Below are 15,286 nucleotides of genomic sequence, written 5' to 3'. Positions count from 1 at the left end.
TCCTCCCCCATCGGGGGAGGATTGGGACTAGGCCTTGCCGTCGAACGTCCCGCCGTTCGCGTCCGGCGCCGAACCATAGGGGTTGGACCCTTGCGGTCCCGATCCCTTGGCCGCCACCACGACCATGGCCGGGCGAACGGTGCGGCCGAACAGTTCGTAGCCGGCCTGCATGGTCTGCAGGACGCTCCCGCCCGGAACCTCTGCCGAGGGCTGTTCCATCATGGCCTGGTGCAGGTGCGGATCGAAGGCCTCGCCCGGACCCGGCGCGACACGCTTCAGCCCATTGGTCTCGAACGCCTGCAGCAGCGATTTCTGGGTCAGTTCCAGACCGGTCACCAGGCCGGCTTCGCCCGCGTCGGCGTTCTTGGGCGCCGCCATCAGGGCGCGCTCCAGATTGTCGGCCACCCCCAGCAGGTCCCTGGCGAAACGCTGGATGGCGAAGGCCCTTGCGTCGTTCATCTGGGTCTCGGTGCGACGCCGGACGTTGTCGGCCTCGGCCGCGGCCCGCATGGCGCGGTCCTTCCACTCGTCACGCTCGGCGATCATGGTGTCCAGCGGACCCAGATCGCCTGAATCTGCGTCCAGTCCGGCCTCGGCATTCGCCAGGGCCTCATCCAGCTGGGCTTCGAGGTCGTTGGGGTTCGTCGTATCGGTCACGTATCTTGTCCGTCCAGGATGCGCCCCAATACCCGGGCGGTGTAGTCCACCAACGGGATGATGCGGGCGTAGTTCAGTCTTGCAGGTCCTATCACGCCGATGGCGCCCAGAACCCTTTGGCCGCCCGTCATATAGGGCGCCGCGACGACGGCGGAACCCGAAAGCGAAAACAGTCGCGTTTCCGCCCCGATGAAAATGCGCACGCCTTGCGCCGCATCGACCCCGTCGAGCAGGCCGATCAGTTGTTCCTTCTGCTCCAGATCATCGAACAGGACCCGAACCTTCTCCAGATCCTCGGCAGCGCCGGCATCCTGCAGCAGATTGGCGCGCCCCCGCACGATCAGGGATCGCTCCCGGTCAGCACCGCCCGACCAGGCCGCCAGACCGTCCTCGACCAGCCGGGCGGCGGCGGCGTCCAGCTCCGAGCGCGCGGCGGCCAGCTCGGCCCCCATCTCCAGCCGCGCCTCGGACAACAGCCGGCCCTTCATGCGGGCCGAGAGGAAATTCGACGCCTCCTGCAGGATCGAGGGCGTCACCCCGGCCGCCAATGGCATCAACCGGTTCTCGACCGTGCCGTCGTCGGCGACCAGCACCGCCAGGGCCTGTCCGGAGCCGAGGGCGACAAACTCCACATGTTTGACGCCCGCATCGCGCACCGGGCTGGCGACGATGCCGGCCCCGCCCGCCAGACCCGACAGCAGGGCCGTCGCCTCGTTCAACGCCTCCTCGAAGCCTTTCCCGCGCCCGATCAGGCGGGCGTCGATCTCGCGCCGCTCCTCGGCCCCGACGTCGCCGATCTCCAGCAGTCCGTCGACGAAGAGGCGCAGGCCCGCATGGGTCGGGATCCGCCCCGCCGAGGTGTGGGGCGCGGCCAGCAGCCCGGCCAGGGTCAGGTCCTGCATCGTGTTGCGGATCGAGGCGGGTGACAGATGCACCCCGCCTTTCGAGACCGTCCGCGACCCGACCGGCTCCCCGGTCTCCAGATAGGTCTCGACCACGCTGCGGAAGATGTCCCGCGCCCGCTGGTCCAGCGCGGCCAACCCGGCGTAGTGGGGCGCCATCAGGGGGCTGAGCGGCGGCCTCATTCGGTCGGCCTCGCCGTCGCGGGAATGTCGGGGGGATACAGGCTCACCCTTTCAGGATAAGCAGCCCGGCTCAATACGCCAACGCAATACCGACCTTCAGGACATCCCATGCGCCCTTCCGAACGCACCCCCGACCAGCTCCGCGCCGTGACGCTGGAGACCGGCGTCAACCGCTACGCCGAGGGCTCCTGCCTGGTCTCGTTCGGCCATACCAAGGTCCTGGTCACTGCCTCGATCGAGGAAAAGGTGCCCGGCTGGATGCGCAACACCGGCCAGGGATGGGTCACGGCCGAATACGGCATGCTGCCTCGCGCCACCCACACGCGCGGCAAGCGTGAAGCCGCGGCCGGCAAGCAGTCGGGCCGCACCCAGGAGATCCAGCGCCTGATCGGCCGCTCACTGCGCGCCGTCGTCGATCTGAAGGCTCTCGGCGAGCGTCAGGTGCTGATCGACTGCGACGTCATCCAGGCTGACGGCGGCACCCGTACCGCCTCGATCACCGGCGCCTGGGTCGCGATGGCTTCGGCGCTCGGCTATCTGCGCGCCGAGGGCGTGCTGAAGGCCGATCCGATTCTCGACCAGGTCGCAGCCATCTCGTGCGGCATCTTCGACAATACGCCCGTGGCTGACCTCGACTACGAGGAGGATTCGAATGCCGAGGCCGACGGCAACTTCGTCCTGACCGGCACCGGAACCATCGTCGAGATCCAGGCGACCGGCGAAAAGCGCGGCTTCTCCCGCCCCGAATTCGACCGGCTGTTCGAACTCGCCGAGGCCGGCTGCAACGATCTGTTCAAGCTGCAGAAGGCCGCCGTGGACCAGGCCTTGGCCCGCCAGCGCTGAGCGCCCCGCTTCTGGATGTGAATTTATTCTTTTCCACGTCTTGCGGACGGGCTGCCGCGTCCTCAGATTGAGGGTCGAGGTCTTTGACAATCCAGCGCCGTTTCGTCCGACGTCTCCAGCCGCCGCCCGGTAGCCAGACAGGCTCGAAACGACAAACTCTTGATTTCATTGCGATGGCTGAAACGTTTCGTCCGTTTCGTCCGTTTCGTCAGGGTGTTTTCGGGGACAGAACGGACTTTCCAGTGACGAAGAACAGCGTCATCGTCGCGCCTTCCAGATCGCCCGGAGACGTCGCCATGGTTCGCGTGCCCGCCGCCCTCGCCCTTGCGTTCAGCCTGTCACTCGCCGCCTGCGGGTCGCCCGAAGCCACGCCCACCGCCGAGAAGGCCGCGACCGCCGAGGCCGCCGTCGAACAGACGCCGGTCATGCCTGACGATGCGCCGCCTCAGGAAGAGGCCGGAGTCCCCGAGGGCGAACTTCTGGGCACCGCCGACCGGACCTGCACGGACAGCATCGGCGAGGCCGCCGCCGTCCGGTTGGCCGAGCGTTGCACCATGGTCAGCCCGGCCAGCCACCCGCCCTGCAACCCCGCCAACGCCTGCGCCCTGATCCAGGACGAGATCGACCGCTCCTGCGGCCAGTACGGCCCGGGCGAGGCCAGGCCGGCGGAGTGCGGGGCCTGATCCCATAGAAAAAGGCCCCGCTGTTTCCAGCAGGGCCTCGTTCATTTCAGCGATAGAGCTGAAACCTAGTCGCGACGCGGACGGCTGCGACCGCGATCGCCTCCGCCGCCTTCACGCTTCTTGCCGCCGCCGCCGGTGTCTTCGGTCAGGGGGGCTTCGCCGCGTTCGGCACGTTCGGCGTTGATCTTGTCCGTCAGATCCTCACCCGTGGCCTGATCGACGACCTTCATCGACAGCTTGGTTTTGCCGCGATCGTCGAAGCCGAGGAACTTGACCTTGACCTCCTGGCCTTCGGACAGGACGTCAGTCGGGTTGGCGACGCGTTCCAGCGAGATCTGGGACACGTGGACCAGGCCGTCCTTGGCGCCGAAGAAGTTCACGAAGGCGCCGAAGTCGACGACCTTCACGACCTTGCCGGAGTAGATCATGCCGGGCTCGGGCTCGGACACGATCGACGAGATCCAGTTCTTGGCGGCGTCGATCTTCTCTTGATCCGAGGCCGCGATCTTCACCGTGCCGTCGTCGTCGATGTTGATCTTGGCGCCGGTCTTTTCGACGATCTCGCGGATGATCTTGCCGCCGGTGCCGATGATGTCGCGGATCTTGTCGACCGGGACCTTGATGGATTCGATCTTCGGAGCGTACTCGCCGAGCTCGGTGCGGGCACCGTCGATGGCCTTGTCCATCTCGTCGAGGATGTGAAGACGGCCGGCCGAGGCCTGGGCGATCGCCTTCTTCATGATCTCTTCGGTGATGCCGGCGACCTTGATGTCCATCTGCAGCGAGGTGATGCCGTCACGGGTGCCGGCGACCTTGAAGTCCATATCGCCCAGGTGATCTTCGTCACCCAGGATGTCGGACAGGATGGCGAACTCGCCCGACGGCTCCAGGATCAGGCCCATGGCGATGCCCGAGACGGGCTTCTTCAGGGGCACGCCCGCATCCATCAGCGCCAGCGAGGCGCCGCAGACCGAAGCCATGGAGGACGAGCCGTTGGACTCGGTGATCTCCGACACGATGCGGATCGTGTAGGGGAACTCTTCCGAGGTCGGCAGCATCGGACGGATCGCCCGCCAGGCCAGCTTGCCGTGACCGATTTCCCGACGGCCCGCACCGCCCATACGACCGGTCTCGCCGACCGAGTAGGGAGGGAAGTTGTAGTGCAGGAGGAACTTCTCCTTGTAGGTGCCGGCCAGTGAGTCGACGTATTGCTCGTCCTCACCGGTGCCCAGGGTGGCTACCACGATGGCCTGGGTCTCACCGCGGGTGAACAGGGCCGAACCGTGGGTGCGCGGGAAGACGCCGACTTCCGAAACGATGTCGCGGACCTTGTCGAGCGCACGACCGTCAACGCGGTGGGCGTTGTCGATGATGTCGCGACGCAGGACGTGGGCTTCGCATTCCTTGAAGGCGACGCCGAACTTGGCGGAATCGACGCCTTCGGGGTTCTCGTCGGTCTTCACCAGAGCGGCCGAGGCCTTCTTCTTGGCGGCGCCGACGGCTTCATGGCGAGCATGTTTGCCAGGGTGGGTGTAGGCGGCCTTGATGTCCTCGCCGACCAGCGCCTGGATCCGGGTGACGACGTCCGAGTGGTCCTCGGCGGTGAAGTCGAACGGATCCTTGGCGGCGTGTTCGGCCATCTCGATGATCGCGTCAATCACCGGCTGCATGCCGCGGTGAGCGAACATCAGGGCGTCCAGCATGATCTGCTCGGACAGTTCCCTGGCTTCGGACTCGACCATCATCAGGGCGTCCTTGGTGCCGGCGACGACGAGGTCGAGCTGCGAGTCAGGCAGTTGGTCGAGCGTCGGGTTCAGCACGAACTCGCCGTCGATATAGCCGACGCGTGCGGCGCCGATCGGGCCCATGAAGGGCACGCCCGACAGGGTCAGGGCAGCGGAGGTGGCGACCATGCCGACGATGTCGGGATCGTTCTCGAGGTCGTGCTGCAGCACGGTGATGACGACCTGGGTCTCGTTCTTGAAGCCCTTGACGAACAGCGGGCGGATCGGACGGTCGATCAGGCGGCTGACGAGGGTTTCCTTCTCGGTCGGACGGCCTTCACGCTTGAAATAGCCGCCCGGGATCTTGCCGGCGGCGAAGGTTTTTTCCTGGTAGTTGACGGTCAGCGGGAAGAAATCCAGGCCCGGCTTGGGCGCGCGACCGTAGACGACGGTGGCCAGGACGATGGTCTCGCCATAGGTGGCCAGAACGGCGCCGTCGGCCTGGCGGGCGATACGGCCCGTTTCCAGCGTCAGCGGGCGGCCGGCCCAGTCGATCGTCTTGCGTTTGATATCGAACATGTTTCGTCTTTCGTAGCCCGGGCGGCGTATTCCGCGCGGGATCCCATCAGTGGGGCTGGATGCGTCGGGCGTTCAGTCCTTCGATCCATGGGCGGCCGCGCCATCGCGAAACGCCCGGGAAGATGAGGACCGTTATCGAGCCCTCGCGTCTGCGCCGATACAAACCGCGGCGCGCGGGTGGTCTCTGGATGCGGAAAGAGGCGCGGACGTGGCCCGCGCCTCGAAACTGTTCCGCGTCTCTGCGCCTAGCGGCGCAGGTTCAGCTTGGCGATCAGAGCGGTGTAGCGCTCCCGATCGACCTTCACGAGGTGGTCAAGAAGGCGACGACGCTGCGAGACCATCTTGAGCAGGCCGCGGCGCGAGTGGTTGTCCTTCTTGTGCGTCTTGAAGTGCTCGGTGAGGTTGGCGATGCGTTCCGAAAGGATCGCGACCTGGACCTCGGCCGAACCGGTGTCGCCTGCGGTGCGGGCGTTCTCGGTGATGACTTCGTTCTTACGCTCGGGCGTAATCGACATCGTGTTTCTCCAAAATCAGAGATTAAAAACGCGGTCGGGTTCTAGCCGGCCGGCCCGCATCTGACCGAGAGCGACGAGGGTCTGACCCTGAAAGGCGGAAACGGTGCGGGAGCCGTCCCGAAGGCGGCTCTTGAGCGTCTCAACCTGTCGGGGGAGCAGAACGATCGGTCGTCCCTGACGAAGCGAGAAGGCGTCCTGATCCGTTACGGCCAGCTCCGGGATGTCGTCCAGGGCGGTCGCAACGGGCAGCAGGCCTTCCAAGGCGGCGTCCCTATGCACCAGATCGGTCAGGAAATCCAGAGTGACGGCGTTCTCCGTCGAAAACGGCCCCACCCGCTCGCGTCGCAGGGCCGAGACATGCCCTTCGGCACCCAGCATGACGGCCAGATCGCGGGCCAGCGAGCGGACATAGACACCCTTGCCGGTGCGGATCGTCAGTTCGATATGATCGGGGTTGGGCGCATCGGTGACCTCGGCCGAATAGATCGTGACCCGACGGCTTTCCAGCTCGAAGTCCGCGCCCTCGCGCGCGAGATCGTAGGCGCGCTGGCCATCGACCTTGATCGCGCTGAAGCGGGGCGGGGTCTGGTCAATCTCGCCGACGAAGGTCGGCAGCACCGCACGGACAGCATCCGGCAACGGACGCACGTCCGAGCGGGCGATGATCTCGCCCTCGCGGTCGACGCTGTCGGTCGAGACGCCCCAGTTGATGGTGAAGCGATAGACCTTCTCCGCCTCCATCATGAAGGGCACGGTCTTGGTCGCCTCGCCCAGGGCGATCGGGAGAATGCCCGAGGCCAGCGGATCCAGCGTCCCCGCATGGCCGGCCTTCTGAGCGTCGAACAGGCGGCGAACCTTGGACACGGCATCGGTCGAACCGAGCTCGAACGGCTTGTCCAGACACACCCAGCCGTTGACGACGAGGCCCTTCTTGCGTCGACCCATTACGCCTGGCCTGTCGCGCGTTGCGCAGCTTGAGGCTGGACCATCAGTCCTCGTCCTCATCTTCGACGGGCGGCACGAAGGAGTCGGCGCGGACGCGGGGATCGTCGAGCAGCCGGTTCAGGCGCTCAGCGGCCTCGAAACTCTCGTCGTGACGGAAGCGCAGGTCGGGCGTGAAGCGCATGTCGATGTGACGGCCCAGGGCGCCACGAAGGAATTTGGCATGGGCGTTCAGCGCCTTGATGATCTCGTCGATATGACCGGCCGTGTCCGAGGTCTCGACGCCCGCGCCCAGAGGCTCGACGAAACAGGTGGCGTGTTTCAGGTCGGGCGAAAGACGCACCTCCGTGACCGTCACCGACACCCCGACGAGGGCCGGGTCGCGGATCTCGTTCTCGCGCATGACCTCGACCAGGGCATGGCGGATCATCTCGGAGGCGCGCAACTGTCGCTGGCTGACGGTTCCGGCCTTGGCGGCGGGCTTGGAGGATTTTCGGTTGCTCATGGCGTTCGTCCTGTTCGCCGCCGGGGATCGGACCCGGCTGGAAAAAGCGAAGGCGCGGGGTCTAGTCCTGTCTGGCGGCGGTGTCCAATTGGGCGCGATCCACGGCGGCGATGATCTCGGCGGCGGTTACGGAGCGCAACGGACGGATCGGCAGGCCCGCCGCATTCAACACCCGCGCCGTCCAGCTGTTGCACAGGTAGCCGATCCAGAAATGCTCCCGGCTGGCGAAGAAGCGGGCTCCGTCGCCGTCCCGCGCCGTGGACAGGCGGGGTCTGCCCTCCACCAGCGACAGGGAATCCTGCACCCGGCCGCGCAGGCCGGCAAAGGCCGCTGGCGACAGGATCAGGGTGCGGCGGCTGTCGGGCGCGAACCGCCGGGACGGGTCGCCCGTCTCCGGGTCCAACATCACGACAGAGGCGTTGCCTGGCCGGAAGAAGGCGCGCAGGCCGTCGGGGATCCTGGACTCCATCGGAGAGGTGTCGACGAAGAATTTCGCATCGCCCCAGCCGATCAGGATCCAGTCGCCCGCCCCGACCGACCGTGACGCCTCGCCCAGCGGCCCGCCGCCGGCCTCCAGCGCCGCGCGAGGCACGGCGATGTCGGTGTGGAATCCATTGTTGAGAATGTGAACGGTGACGCCGGCCGGTGCGGGCTGCAGCGGCATCCGGTCGCCCGGGCGGGTCCAGGTCCAGAGGGCCGCGACGAGACCCAGCAGACCCGCCAGCAGCATCGGCCCCCCGATCCGCATCAGTCGGTCCCGGCTGCCGTGGCCCGGGGCGGCAGGCTCCACTCGCCCCGGTAATTGTAGGACAGGGTCACGCAGTGCCGGAAAGTGCCGTCGGGCCAGCGCCCGGCCCCGTGCATGACCATGGGCCGACCCGCCCGGACCCTGCCGACGACCAGGAAGGTGGCTTCGGCGCCGGGACACAGGGCCCGGGCCAGCCCCCGGCCGTCGCCTTCCCGGGCGATGGAATAGACGGTGTTTTCGCCGGAGCCTTCGGGCAGGACTCGTCGCGCCTCATCCGGGCCGCCCCGCGAGATGGTCGCCGAACCCCTGGCCGTGGTGGAGATGATGCGCCTGACGCTGACGGCGCCGAACCAGCCGCGTTCGACCTCCAGCGTCACGCCGCGCGTCAGGGCTGTCGTGACCCGGTCGGACGGGTCGAAGGCGAGATAGCGGGTGTCGGCCGCCGCCGACGTCGCCGGGGCAAGCAAGATCAGGACGGCGAGCATACGGTGAAGCATGGCGTCACTTCATACCGCGACTTGCGGCGGAAGGGAGGCGGCTGTCTCCTCCCCGTCGCTGCGCGACAGGGAGGAGACAGCCGCGCTCAAGCAGCGAGACGCCGCGCGTCAAGCGGTAGCGCCCTACTAAAGCGTGCGCTGGATTTCTTCGACGGTGAAGCACTCGATGTAGTCGCCGACCTTGATGTCGTGGAAGCCCTGGAAATGCATGCCGCACTCCTGGCCCGACGGCACCTCGTTGACCTCGTCCTTGAAGCGCTTGAGCGTGGCGAGCGTGCCCAGTTCCAGCACGACGATGTCGTCGCGGATGATCCGCACCTTGGCACCCTTGCGGACCACGCCTTCGGACACCCGGCAGCCGGCAATCTTGCCGGTCTTGGAGATGTCGAAGACCTGCAGCACGGCCGCGTTGCCGAGGAAGGTTTCCCTTTGCAGCGGGGCCAGCATGCCCGACAGCACGCCCTTCATGTCGTCCAGAAGGTCGTAGATGATCGAATAGTAGCGGATCTCCACACCCTCGCGCTCGGCGAGGTCCTTGGCCTGTTTCGAGGCCCGGACGTTGAAGCCCAGGATCGGCGCGCCGGCCGACTTGGCCAGTTGCACGTCCGACTCGGTGATGCCGCCGGCGCCGGAATAGATGACGCGCGCGCGAACCTCGTCGTTGCCCATCTTCTCCAGCGAGCCCTGAATGGCCTCGCCGGAACCCTGGACGTCGGACTTGATGAGGACCGGCAGTTCCGAGATCTTCTTCGATCCCAGCTTGGCCATCATGTCGACCAGGCTGACCTGGTTGATGCCGCCGGTGGCCTTCTCGCGCTTGATGCGGGCGCGGTACTCGGTCAACTCGCGGGCGCGGGCTTCGTTCTCAACGACGGCCAGGGGTTCACCGGGGCTCGGCGCCTCGTCCAGGCCGAGGATCTCGACCGGCACGGACGGACCCGCCTCGGTCAGCTGCTCGCCGCGTTCGTTCAGCAGGGCGCGGACGCGACCGAAGCTGGAGCCGGCCACGACCAGGTCGCCCTTCCTCAGCGTGCCGCGCTTGACGAGGATGGTGGCCACCGGGCCACGACCCTTGTCCAGCTTGGCCTCGATGACCACGCCTTCCGCAGAGCGTTCCGGATCGGCCTTCAGGTCCATGACCTCGGCCTGCAGCAGGATGGCCTCGAGCAGGCCGTCCAGGTTGGTGCGCGCCTTGGCCGAGATCTCGACGATCTGGGTGTCGCCGCCCAGGGCTTCGCCGATGATCTCGTACTGCAGCAGCTCGTTGATGACCTTCTGCGGATCGGCGTCCGGCTTGTCGATCTTGTTGACGGCCACGATGATCGGGGCACCCGCCGCCTTGGCGTGCTGGATGCTCTCGATCGTCTGCGGCATGACGCCGTCGTCGGCCGCCACCACCAGGATGACGATGTCGGTGACGTTGGCACCGCGCGTCCGCATGGCGCTGAAGGCGGCGTGGCCCGGCGTATCCAGGAAGGTCACAGCCTCGCCCGACGGTGTCTTCACCTGATAGGCGCCGATGTGCTGGGTGATGCCCCCGGCCTCGCCTGAGGCGACGTCGGTGGTGCGCAGGGCGTCAAGCAGGCTGGTCTTGCCGTGATCGACGTGGCCCATGATGGCCACAACCGGGGCGCGGGGCGTCGTCGCCTCGTCGTCGATGTCGTCGGACAGGAAGCCGGCTTCGACGTCGGACTCCGACACGCGACGCACGGTCATGCCGAACTCGTCGGCCACCAGCTCGGCGGTATCGGTGTCGATGACGTCGTTGATCTTCATCATCAGGCCCTGCTTCATCAGGAACTTGATGATGTCGACGCCGCGCACGGCCATCCGGTTGGACAGCTCCTGCACGGTGATGACGTCGGGGATGACGACTTCGCGCGGACGGTTCGGCGCATCGGTGGACCCACCCTTGCGCTTTTCCTTCTCACGTTCGCGGGCGCGGCGAACCGAGGCCAGCGAGCGCATCCGCTCGGCCGTATCGCCGTCGCCTGCCACGGACTGGATGGTCAGGCGGCCTTCGCGGCGTTTTGGCTCGCCGCGCGTGCGGCTGACGGCCTTGCCGGCGTCGGAGAAACGCTTGTCGCGATCGTCCTCGGGCTTCAGCGGCTTGGCGAAGCCGCCACCGGGGGCGCGGGCGGGGCGCAGAACATTGGCCTCGGCCGGAGGGGCGTTCGGGGCGGGACGACCGCCGGGGCCGGTGCGCGCGCCGCCGGGACGGGCCGCGCCTGCGGCCGGGCGCGGGTTGAGCGCCGAATAGCGGACGGGCTCGGCCGGACGCGCGGGGGCACCGGTCGGACGGGCGTTGGCGGGGCGATCGGAATAGGATTTCTCGCCGCCGCCCATGGCTTCCTCACGCGCCGAACGGGCGCCGAACGCTGGCCGGTCGATCGGGGCGCGGGCCGGGTTAGGCGCCTTGGGCACACGCTGGCCGAAATTGACCACCGGGCGCGCCGGCGGGGCCGGACGAGCGGGGGCGGGGGGTGTCGGGGCGACCGGAGCCGGTTCGGGCACCACGGCGACCGGTGCGACAGGCTCGGGGGCTGGAGTCGGGGCGACGACCGGCTTCGGAGCCAGTGGAGCGCGGGCGGCAGGCTTGCCGGCAGGAGCGGGAGCGGCGGCTGTCAGCTTGGCGGCTTCGGCACGGGCGGCTTCGGCAGCGGCGCGTGCCGCGGCGGCCTCGGCCTGGGCGGCACTGGCGGCAGCAGCGGTCGCGGCGGCCTGATCGCGAGCCGCGGCGTCGCGTCGCGCCTGTTCGGCGGCCTGGGCGGCGGCGCGTTCGGCCTGGGCCTGGGTCGCCGTCTCGATGGCGCGACGTCGGGCTTCCTGTTCCTCGTTGGACAGGCGACCTCCCGCGGGCTGCTGCATCTGCGGACGCGGCGAGGGGGCCTGCGGGGCCGGAGCGTCGGAACGCGGACGCGCGACATCGAAGCCTGCCGGACGCTGATGTCCCCCAAGGCCGGGGGCGACCGGAGCGCCCGGGCGGCGCTTGGTCTCGACCACCACAGTCTTGGTGCGGCCGTGGCTGAAGCTCTGGCGCACGGTGCCGGTCGAAACCGATCCCACGGCGCGCGGCTTCAGGCTCAGCGGCGCCCGCGGTCCCGTCGTCGACGGAGTTCCGGTGGGGGCCTGCGGAGCTTGGCCGTCGATGGTCTTGTCGTTCTCGTCGCTCATCCGGTCGCTTTACTCGTGGGCGGAGAAGGCCGCCGCGTCTTAGTCAAAAATCGTCTCGTAACCTGGAAACGCAAAAAGTCGTGCGGCGTCCGCCCCTCGAAAGAGGCCTGACCCCGCCCGTCAATCCGCCCGTTCAGGCTCGTCCTTCGGGTCCTCGTCCGACCCGTCCCCGCGTGTGGAACCCGGATGATCCAGGTCCCAGGCCGCAGGCCGAAGCGATCGAAATCCCGCCAGTCGTTCGACCTCGATAGTCCAGCGATCGGCTCTGCCGCCACGCAGCAGGACACCGTGTATCGCATTTTCCAACCCAAGGGCCAAACTCAAATCATCGGCGCTGAAGGCGCCGCAGACCTTGGTCGTCTGATGTCGGGCCAGAGCAGCGAGCTTTCCGCGTCCGTCCGCCGATCCGTCAGCGGCCTCGATCAGCCAAGCGGCCTTGCCCGAGCGGATCGCCGCAGCGGATTTCTCGAAGCCGGAGATAAGCACGCCTTCGCGCCGGGCAAGACCCAGCTGGTCCAGACAACGCCGGATCAGGAGGGTTTCGACCGTATCGGCGAGATCGGACGTCGGCTTCAGAGGAGCCTTGGCCGAGCGGGAGAACAGGTTTTTCTTCACGGCGGCGTCGACGGAGGCGCGAGAGGCCTCCACCCACATGCCGCGGCCGGGAAGTTTCCGCCCCAGATCGGGGGCAACGACGCCGTCCGGGCCGGCGACGAAACGGATCAGTCGAGATTCATCCATGGCCTGGTGGGTCACCAGGTCCCGGCGCTCTCTATCGATCGTCGCGTCGCGCAGGCTCATGGACAGGGCACCTCATCACGCGTCGCGGGTCGGCTCGAGGTCGTCTTCGACCTCGGCGTCATCAGCGGCAGTGACCTGGACTTCGGCGTCGCCCTCGGGAGCGGGGTCGAACACGGCCTCGGGATCGTACTCACCCTCGGCGTACTCCACTTCGTATTCCGGCTCCGGCGGTTGTGGCAGTTCCGAAGCGTCGATCCAGCCGGCAGCGACACGCGCCTGCAGGATCAGCAGTTCGGCGTCTTCCTGGGCCAGGTTGAAGCTTTCCAGCACGCCGGCGACCTTGGTCCGCTCGCCGTTCTTCATCTCGTAGCCGCCGCGGATCTCGTCGGTGGCCAGGTCTGCGAGGTCCTCGACCGTCTTCACGCCGCCTTCGCCCAGGGCGACGGCGATCGGCAGGGTCACGCCCGGAACGGCCATGACTTCGTCCAGAACGCCCAGCTCGACGCGTCTGGCGTCCAGGATGGCGGACTGCTTCTCGAGATAGTCGCGTGCGCGGGCCTGCAACTCCTCGGCGGTGTCCTCGTCGAAGCCCTCGATCTCGGCGACTTCATAGGATTCCACAAAGGCCAGATCCTCGACCGTGGCGAAACCTTCGGTGACCAGCAGCTGGGCGATGACCTCGTCGACGTCCAGGGCCTCCTGGAACAGGAGTGTGCGTTCCGAAAACTCGCGCTGGCGACGCTCGGAGTCCTGCGACTCGGTGATGATGTCGATCTGCCAGCCGGTCAGCTGGGAGGCGAGGCGCACGTTCTGGCCGCGGCGGCCGATGGCCAGAGACAGCTGCTCGTCCGGCACGACCACTTCGACGCGGTCGGCTTCTTCGTCGAGCACGACCTTGGAGACTTCGGCGGGTGCCAGGGCGTTGACGATGAAGGTCGGCTCATCCGGGTTCCACTGGATGATGTCGATCTTCTCGCCCTGCAGCTCGGCGACCACGGCCTGTACGCGCGAGCCGCGCATGCCGACGCAGGCGCCGACGGGGTCTATGGAGGAGTCGTTCGACAGCACGGCCATCTTGGCGCGCGACCCCGCATCGCGGGCGGCGGCCCGGATCTCGATCACACCGTCGTAAACTTCCGGTACTTCCTGGGCGAACAGCTTGGCCATGAAGCCCGGGTGGGCGCGGCTGAGCATGATCTGCGGGCCCTTGGCCTCGGGGCGGACGTCGTAGATGTAGGTGCGGATCCGGTCGCCGATATTGAACACCTCGCGCGGGATCGACTGGTCGCGGCGCATGATGCCTTCGCCCCGGCCCAGGTCGACGATGGTGTTGCCATATTCGACGCGCTTGACGGTGCCGTTGACGATCTCCCCGACGCGGTCCTTGAACTCTTCATACTGGTTGGCACGCTCGGCCTCGCGGACCTTGCCGGTGATGACCTGACGGGCCATCTGGGTCTGGACGCGGCCGAACTCGAACGGCGGCAGGTCCTCGACATATTCCTTGCCGACCACGGCTTCCGGATCGCGCTTCCCGGCATCGGTCAGGCGGACCATCGCCGAGTCGTTGAACTCCTCCAGCTCGTCTTCCGGCATCCAGTCGTCCTCCACGATGGTGACGTGACGGGTCAGGGCCAGTTCGCCGGTCTTGGGGTCGATCTTGGCGCGGATGTCGTGGTGCGCGCCGTAGCGCGACTTGGCCCCCTTCTGGATCGCCTCTTCCAGCGCCTCGATCACGATCTCGCGGTCGATGTTCTTTTCCTGGGCAACCGCATTGGCGATCTGCAGAAGTTCCAGGCGATTGGCGGAAATACCGGTCACGGCCATCAGGCGTCGTCCTCAGAAGTCTTGGCGTTGTTTTGGTCTTCAGGCGTGCCTTCCGGCAGGCCGTCGTCTTCGGGTTCGCCCCGCGCGGCGCGGATCGCGGCCCCGCGCTTCAGCAGGGCGTCGTTCATGACCAGCTTGGCGTCCACCAGCCAGTCGAACGGGATCAGGGCCGTCTCTTCCTCGCCGTCGAGGTCGATGGCGATGTTGTCGCCGTCCGTGCCCGCGACGATGCCCTTGAAGCGCTTGCGCCCCTCGATCATCCGGTCGGTCTCAAGACGCGCCTCGAGGCCCTCGAACAGGTCGAAGTCCTTCAGACGGGTCAGAGGCCGGTCGATACCGGGCGAGGAGACTTCCAGCAGATATTCCCCGGCGATCGGATCGGCGGCGTCCAGAACCTCGGACATGGCGCGGCTCAGACGGGCGCATTCGCCGACGTCGATATCGTTGTCCGACGGACGCTCGGCCATGACCTGCAGACGGCGACGCAGGGTCCCGCCCATCAGACGCACCCGCACGATGTCCAGTCCGACCGATTCCGCGACGGGATCGATCAGCTCCAGGATCTCGCGGTCTTCGACGGTCTTGGCGCGCAAGCGGGTGGCAACTTCTGAACTGGCCGCCACCGGAGGGTGGACGGCGGGCAAAAAGAAAAGCGGTCGGCCATCCAGGGCCGCCGCTTTCACGACGCCGTTGGACGCCGGTCTAACGATGTGGGAGCCCCTATAGCCGGAGCGACCTGGCTTGTCAGCCCCCGTCTTCGAATTGC

Annotated in this window: 14 protein-coding genes; 2 read left to right on the top strand and 12 right to left on the bottom strand. The window is 67.3% G+C overall.

The genetic code is table 11. From position 1 onward, the window contains the following. Positions 1-27: 27 nt before the first annotated feature. Complete coding sequence (gene grpE, locus ACW18A_RS15385) at positions 28-657, bottom strand: nucleotide exchange factor GrpE (RefSeq protein ID WP_492022579.1); 630 nt, start codon at positions 655-657, stop codon at positions 28-30. Further along, positions 654-1,718, bottom strand: a complete 1,065-nt coding sequence (gene hrcA, locus ACW18A_RS15380; RefSeq protein WP_492024410.1) for a heat-inducible transcriptional repressor HrcA — start codon at positions 1,716-1,718, stop codon at positions 654-656. Before hrcA ends, grpE begins: the two co-directional genes overlap by 4 nt. Before the next feature lie 132 nt (positions 1,719-1,850). On the opposite strand from hrcA, the gene rph reads away from it, so the two are divergent. Both rph and ACW18A_RS15370 read left to right on the top strand, forming a co-directional pair. Continuing rightward, entirely contained in the window at positions 1,851-2,585 is a 735-nt protein-coding gene (rph, locus tag ACW18A_RS15375; protein WP_492022578.1) for a ribonuclease PH, read from the top strand. Positions 2,586-2,827: 242 nt separating this feature from the next. Continuing rightward, positions 2,828-3,268: a hypothetical protein gene (locus ACW18A_RS15370; RefSeq protein ID WP_492022577.1), complete on the top strand. Its 441-nt coding sequence runs from the start codon at positions 2,828-2,830 to the stop codon at positions 3,266-3,268. A gap of 65 nt (positions 3,269-3,333) precedes the next feature. Here ACW18A_RS15370 and pnp read toward each other — a convergent pair whose 3' ends face one another. The 10 genes from pnp to rimP form a co-directional block, all read right to left on the bottom strand. Continuing rightward, positions 3,334-5,571, bottom strand: a complete 2,238-nt coding sequence (gene pnp, locus ACW18A_RS15365) for a polyribonucleotide nucleotidyltransferase (RefSeq protein ID WP_492022576.1) — start codon at positions 5,569-5,571, stop codon at positions 3,334-3,336. A 245-nt stretch (positions 5,572-5,816) separates the two neighbouring features. After that, the gene (gene rpsO, locus ACW18A_RS15360; protein WP_492022575.1) at positions 5,817-6,086 is read right to left on the bottom strand and encodes a 30S ribosomal protein S15; all 270 of its coding nucleotides are present in this window, start codon (positions 6,084-6,086) and stop codon (positions 5,817-5,819) included. A gap of 15 nt (positions 6,087-6,101) precedes the next feature. After that, on the bottom strand, positions 6,102-7,031 hold the full coding sequence (gene truB, locus ACW18A_RS15355; protein WP_492022574.1) for a tRNA pseudouridine(55) synthase TruB: 930 nt from the start codon (positions 7,029-7,031) through the stop codon (positions 6,102-6,104). 43 nt (positions 7,032-7,074) lie between these two features. Beyond that, complete coding sequence (rbfA, locus tag ACW18A_RS15350; RefSeq protein ID WP_492022573.1) at positions 7,075-7,533, bottom strand: 30S ribosome-binding factor RbfA; 459 nt, start codon at positions 7,531-7,533, stop codon at positions 7,075-7,077. Positions 7,534-7,594: 61 nt separating this feature from the next. Beyond that, complete coding sequence (locus ACW18A_RS15345) at positions 7,595-8,281, bottom strand: DUF2459 domain-containing protein (protein ID WP_492022572.1); 687 nt, start codon at positions 8,279-8,281, stop codon at positions 7,595-7,597. Beyond that, complete coding sequence (locus tag ACW18A_RS15340; RefSeq protein WP_492022571.1) at positions 8,281-8,778, bottom strand: hypothetical protein; 498 nt, start codon at positions 8,776-8,778, stop codon at positions 8,281-8,283. Before ACW18A_RS15340 ends, ACW18A_RS15345 begins: the two co-directional genes overlap by 1 nt. Positions 8,779-8,904: 126 nt before the next feature. Next, a complete protein-coding gene (infB, locus tag ACW18A_RS15335; RefSeq protein WP_492022570.1) occupies positions 8,905-11,952 on the bottom strand; it encodes a translation initiation factor IF-2 in 3,048 nt (1,015 codons plus the stop codon). 120 nt (positions 11,953-12,072) lie between these two features. Then, a complete protein-coding gene (locus tag ACW18A_RS15330; RefSeq protein WP_492022569.1) occupies positions 12,073-12,753 on the bottom strand; it encodes an RNA-binding protein in 681 nt (226 codons plus the stop codon). 15 nt (positions 12,754-12,768) lie between these two features. Continuing rightward, the gene (gene nusA / locus ACW18A_RS15325) at positions 12,769-14,520 is read right to left on the bottom strand and encodes a transcription termination factor NusA (protein WP_492022568.1); all 1,752 of its coding nucleotides are present in this window, start codon (positions 14,518-14,520) and stop codon (positions 12,769-12,771) included. Further along, entirely contained in the window at positions 14,520-15,113 is a 594-nt protein-coding gene (gene rimP / locus ACW18A_RS15320) for a ribosome maturation factor RimP (protein WP_492022567.1), read from the bottom strand. The genes nusA and rimP overlap by 1 nt, the downstream gene beginning before the upstream one ends. Positions 15,114-15,286: the final 173 nt, after the last annotated feature.

It is taken from the genome of Brevundimonas sp. AVps5 (assembly GCF_058681515.1).
This window is presented reverse-complemented; position numbering and strand designations above follow the sequence as displayed.

Excerpts from the sequence above, each read along its gene's own strand:
- hrcA (WP_492024410.1), bottom strand. The coding sequence starts at position 1,718 with ATGGCGCCCCACTACGCCGGGTTGGCCGCGCTGGACCAGCGGGCGCGG.
- rph (WP_492022578.1), top strand. The coding sequence starts at position 1,851 with ATGCGCCCTTCCGAACGCACCCCCGACCAGCTCCGCGCCGTGACGCTG.
- pnp (WP_492022576.1), bottom strand. The coding sequence starts at position 5,571 with ATGTTCGATATCAAACGCAAGACGATCGACTGGGCCGGCCGCCCGCTG.
- rpsO (WP_492022575.1), bottom strand. The coding sequence starts at position 6,086 with ATGTCGATTACGCCCGAGCGTAAGAACGAAGTCATCACCGAGAACGCC.
- truB (WP_492022574.1), bottom strand. The coding sequence starts at position 7,031 with ATGGGTCGACGCAAGAAGGGCCTCGTCGTCAACGGCTGGGTGTGTCTG.
- rbfA (WP_492022573.1), bottom strand. The coding sequence starts at position 7,533 with ATGAGCAACCGAAAATCCTCCAAGCCCGCCGCCAAGGCCGGAACCGTC.
- ACW18A_RS15345 (WP_492022572.1), bottom strand. The coding sequence starts at position 8,281 with ATGCGGATCGGGGGGCCGATGCTGCTGGCGGGTCTGCTGGGTCTCGTC.
- ACW18A_RS15340 (WP_492022571.1), bottom strand. The coding sequence starts at position 8,778 with ATGCTTCACCGTATGCTCGCCGTCCTGATCTTGCTTGCCCCGGCGACG.
- infB (WP_492022570.1), bottom strand. The coding sequence starts at position 11,952 with ATGAGCGACGAGAACGACAAGACCATCGACGGCCAAGCTCCGCAGGCC.
- ACW18A_RS15330 (WP_492022569.1), bottom strand. The coding sequence starts at position 12,753 with ATGAGCCTGCGCGACGCGACGATCGATAGAGAGCGCCGGGACCTGGTG.
- nusA (WP_492022568.1), bottom strand. The coding sequence starts at position 14,520 with ATGGCCGTGACCGGTATTTCCGCCAATCGCCTGGAACTTCTGCAGATC.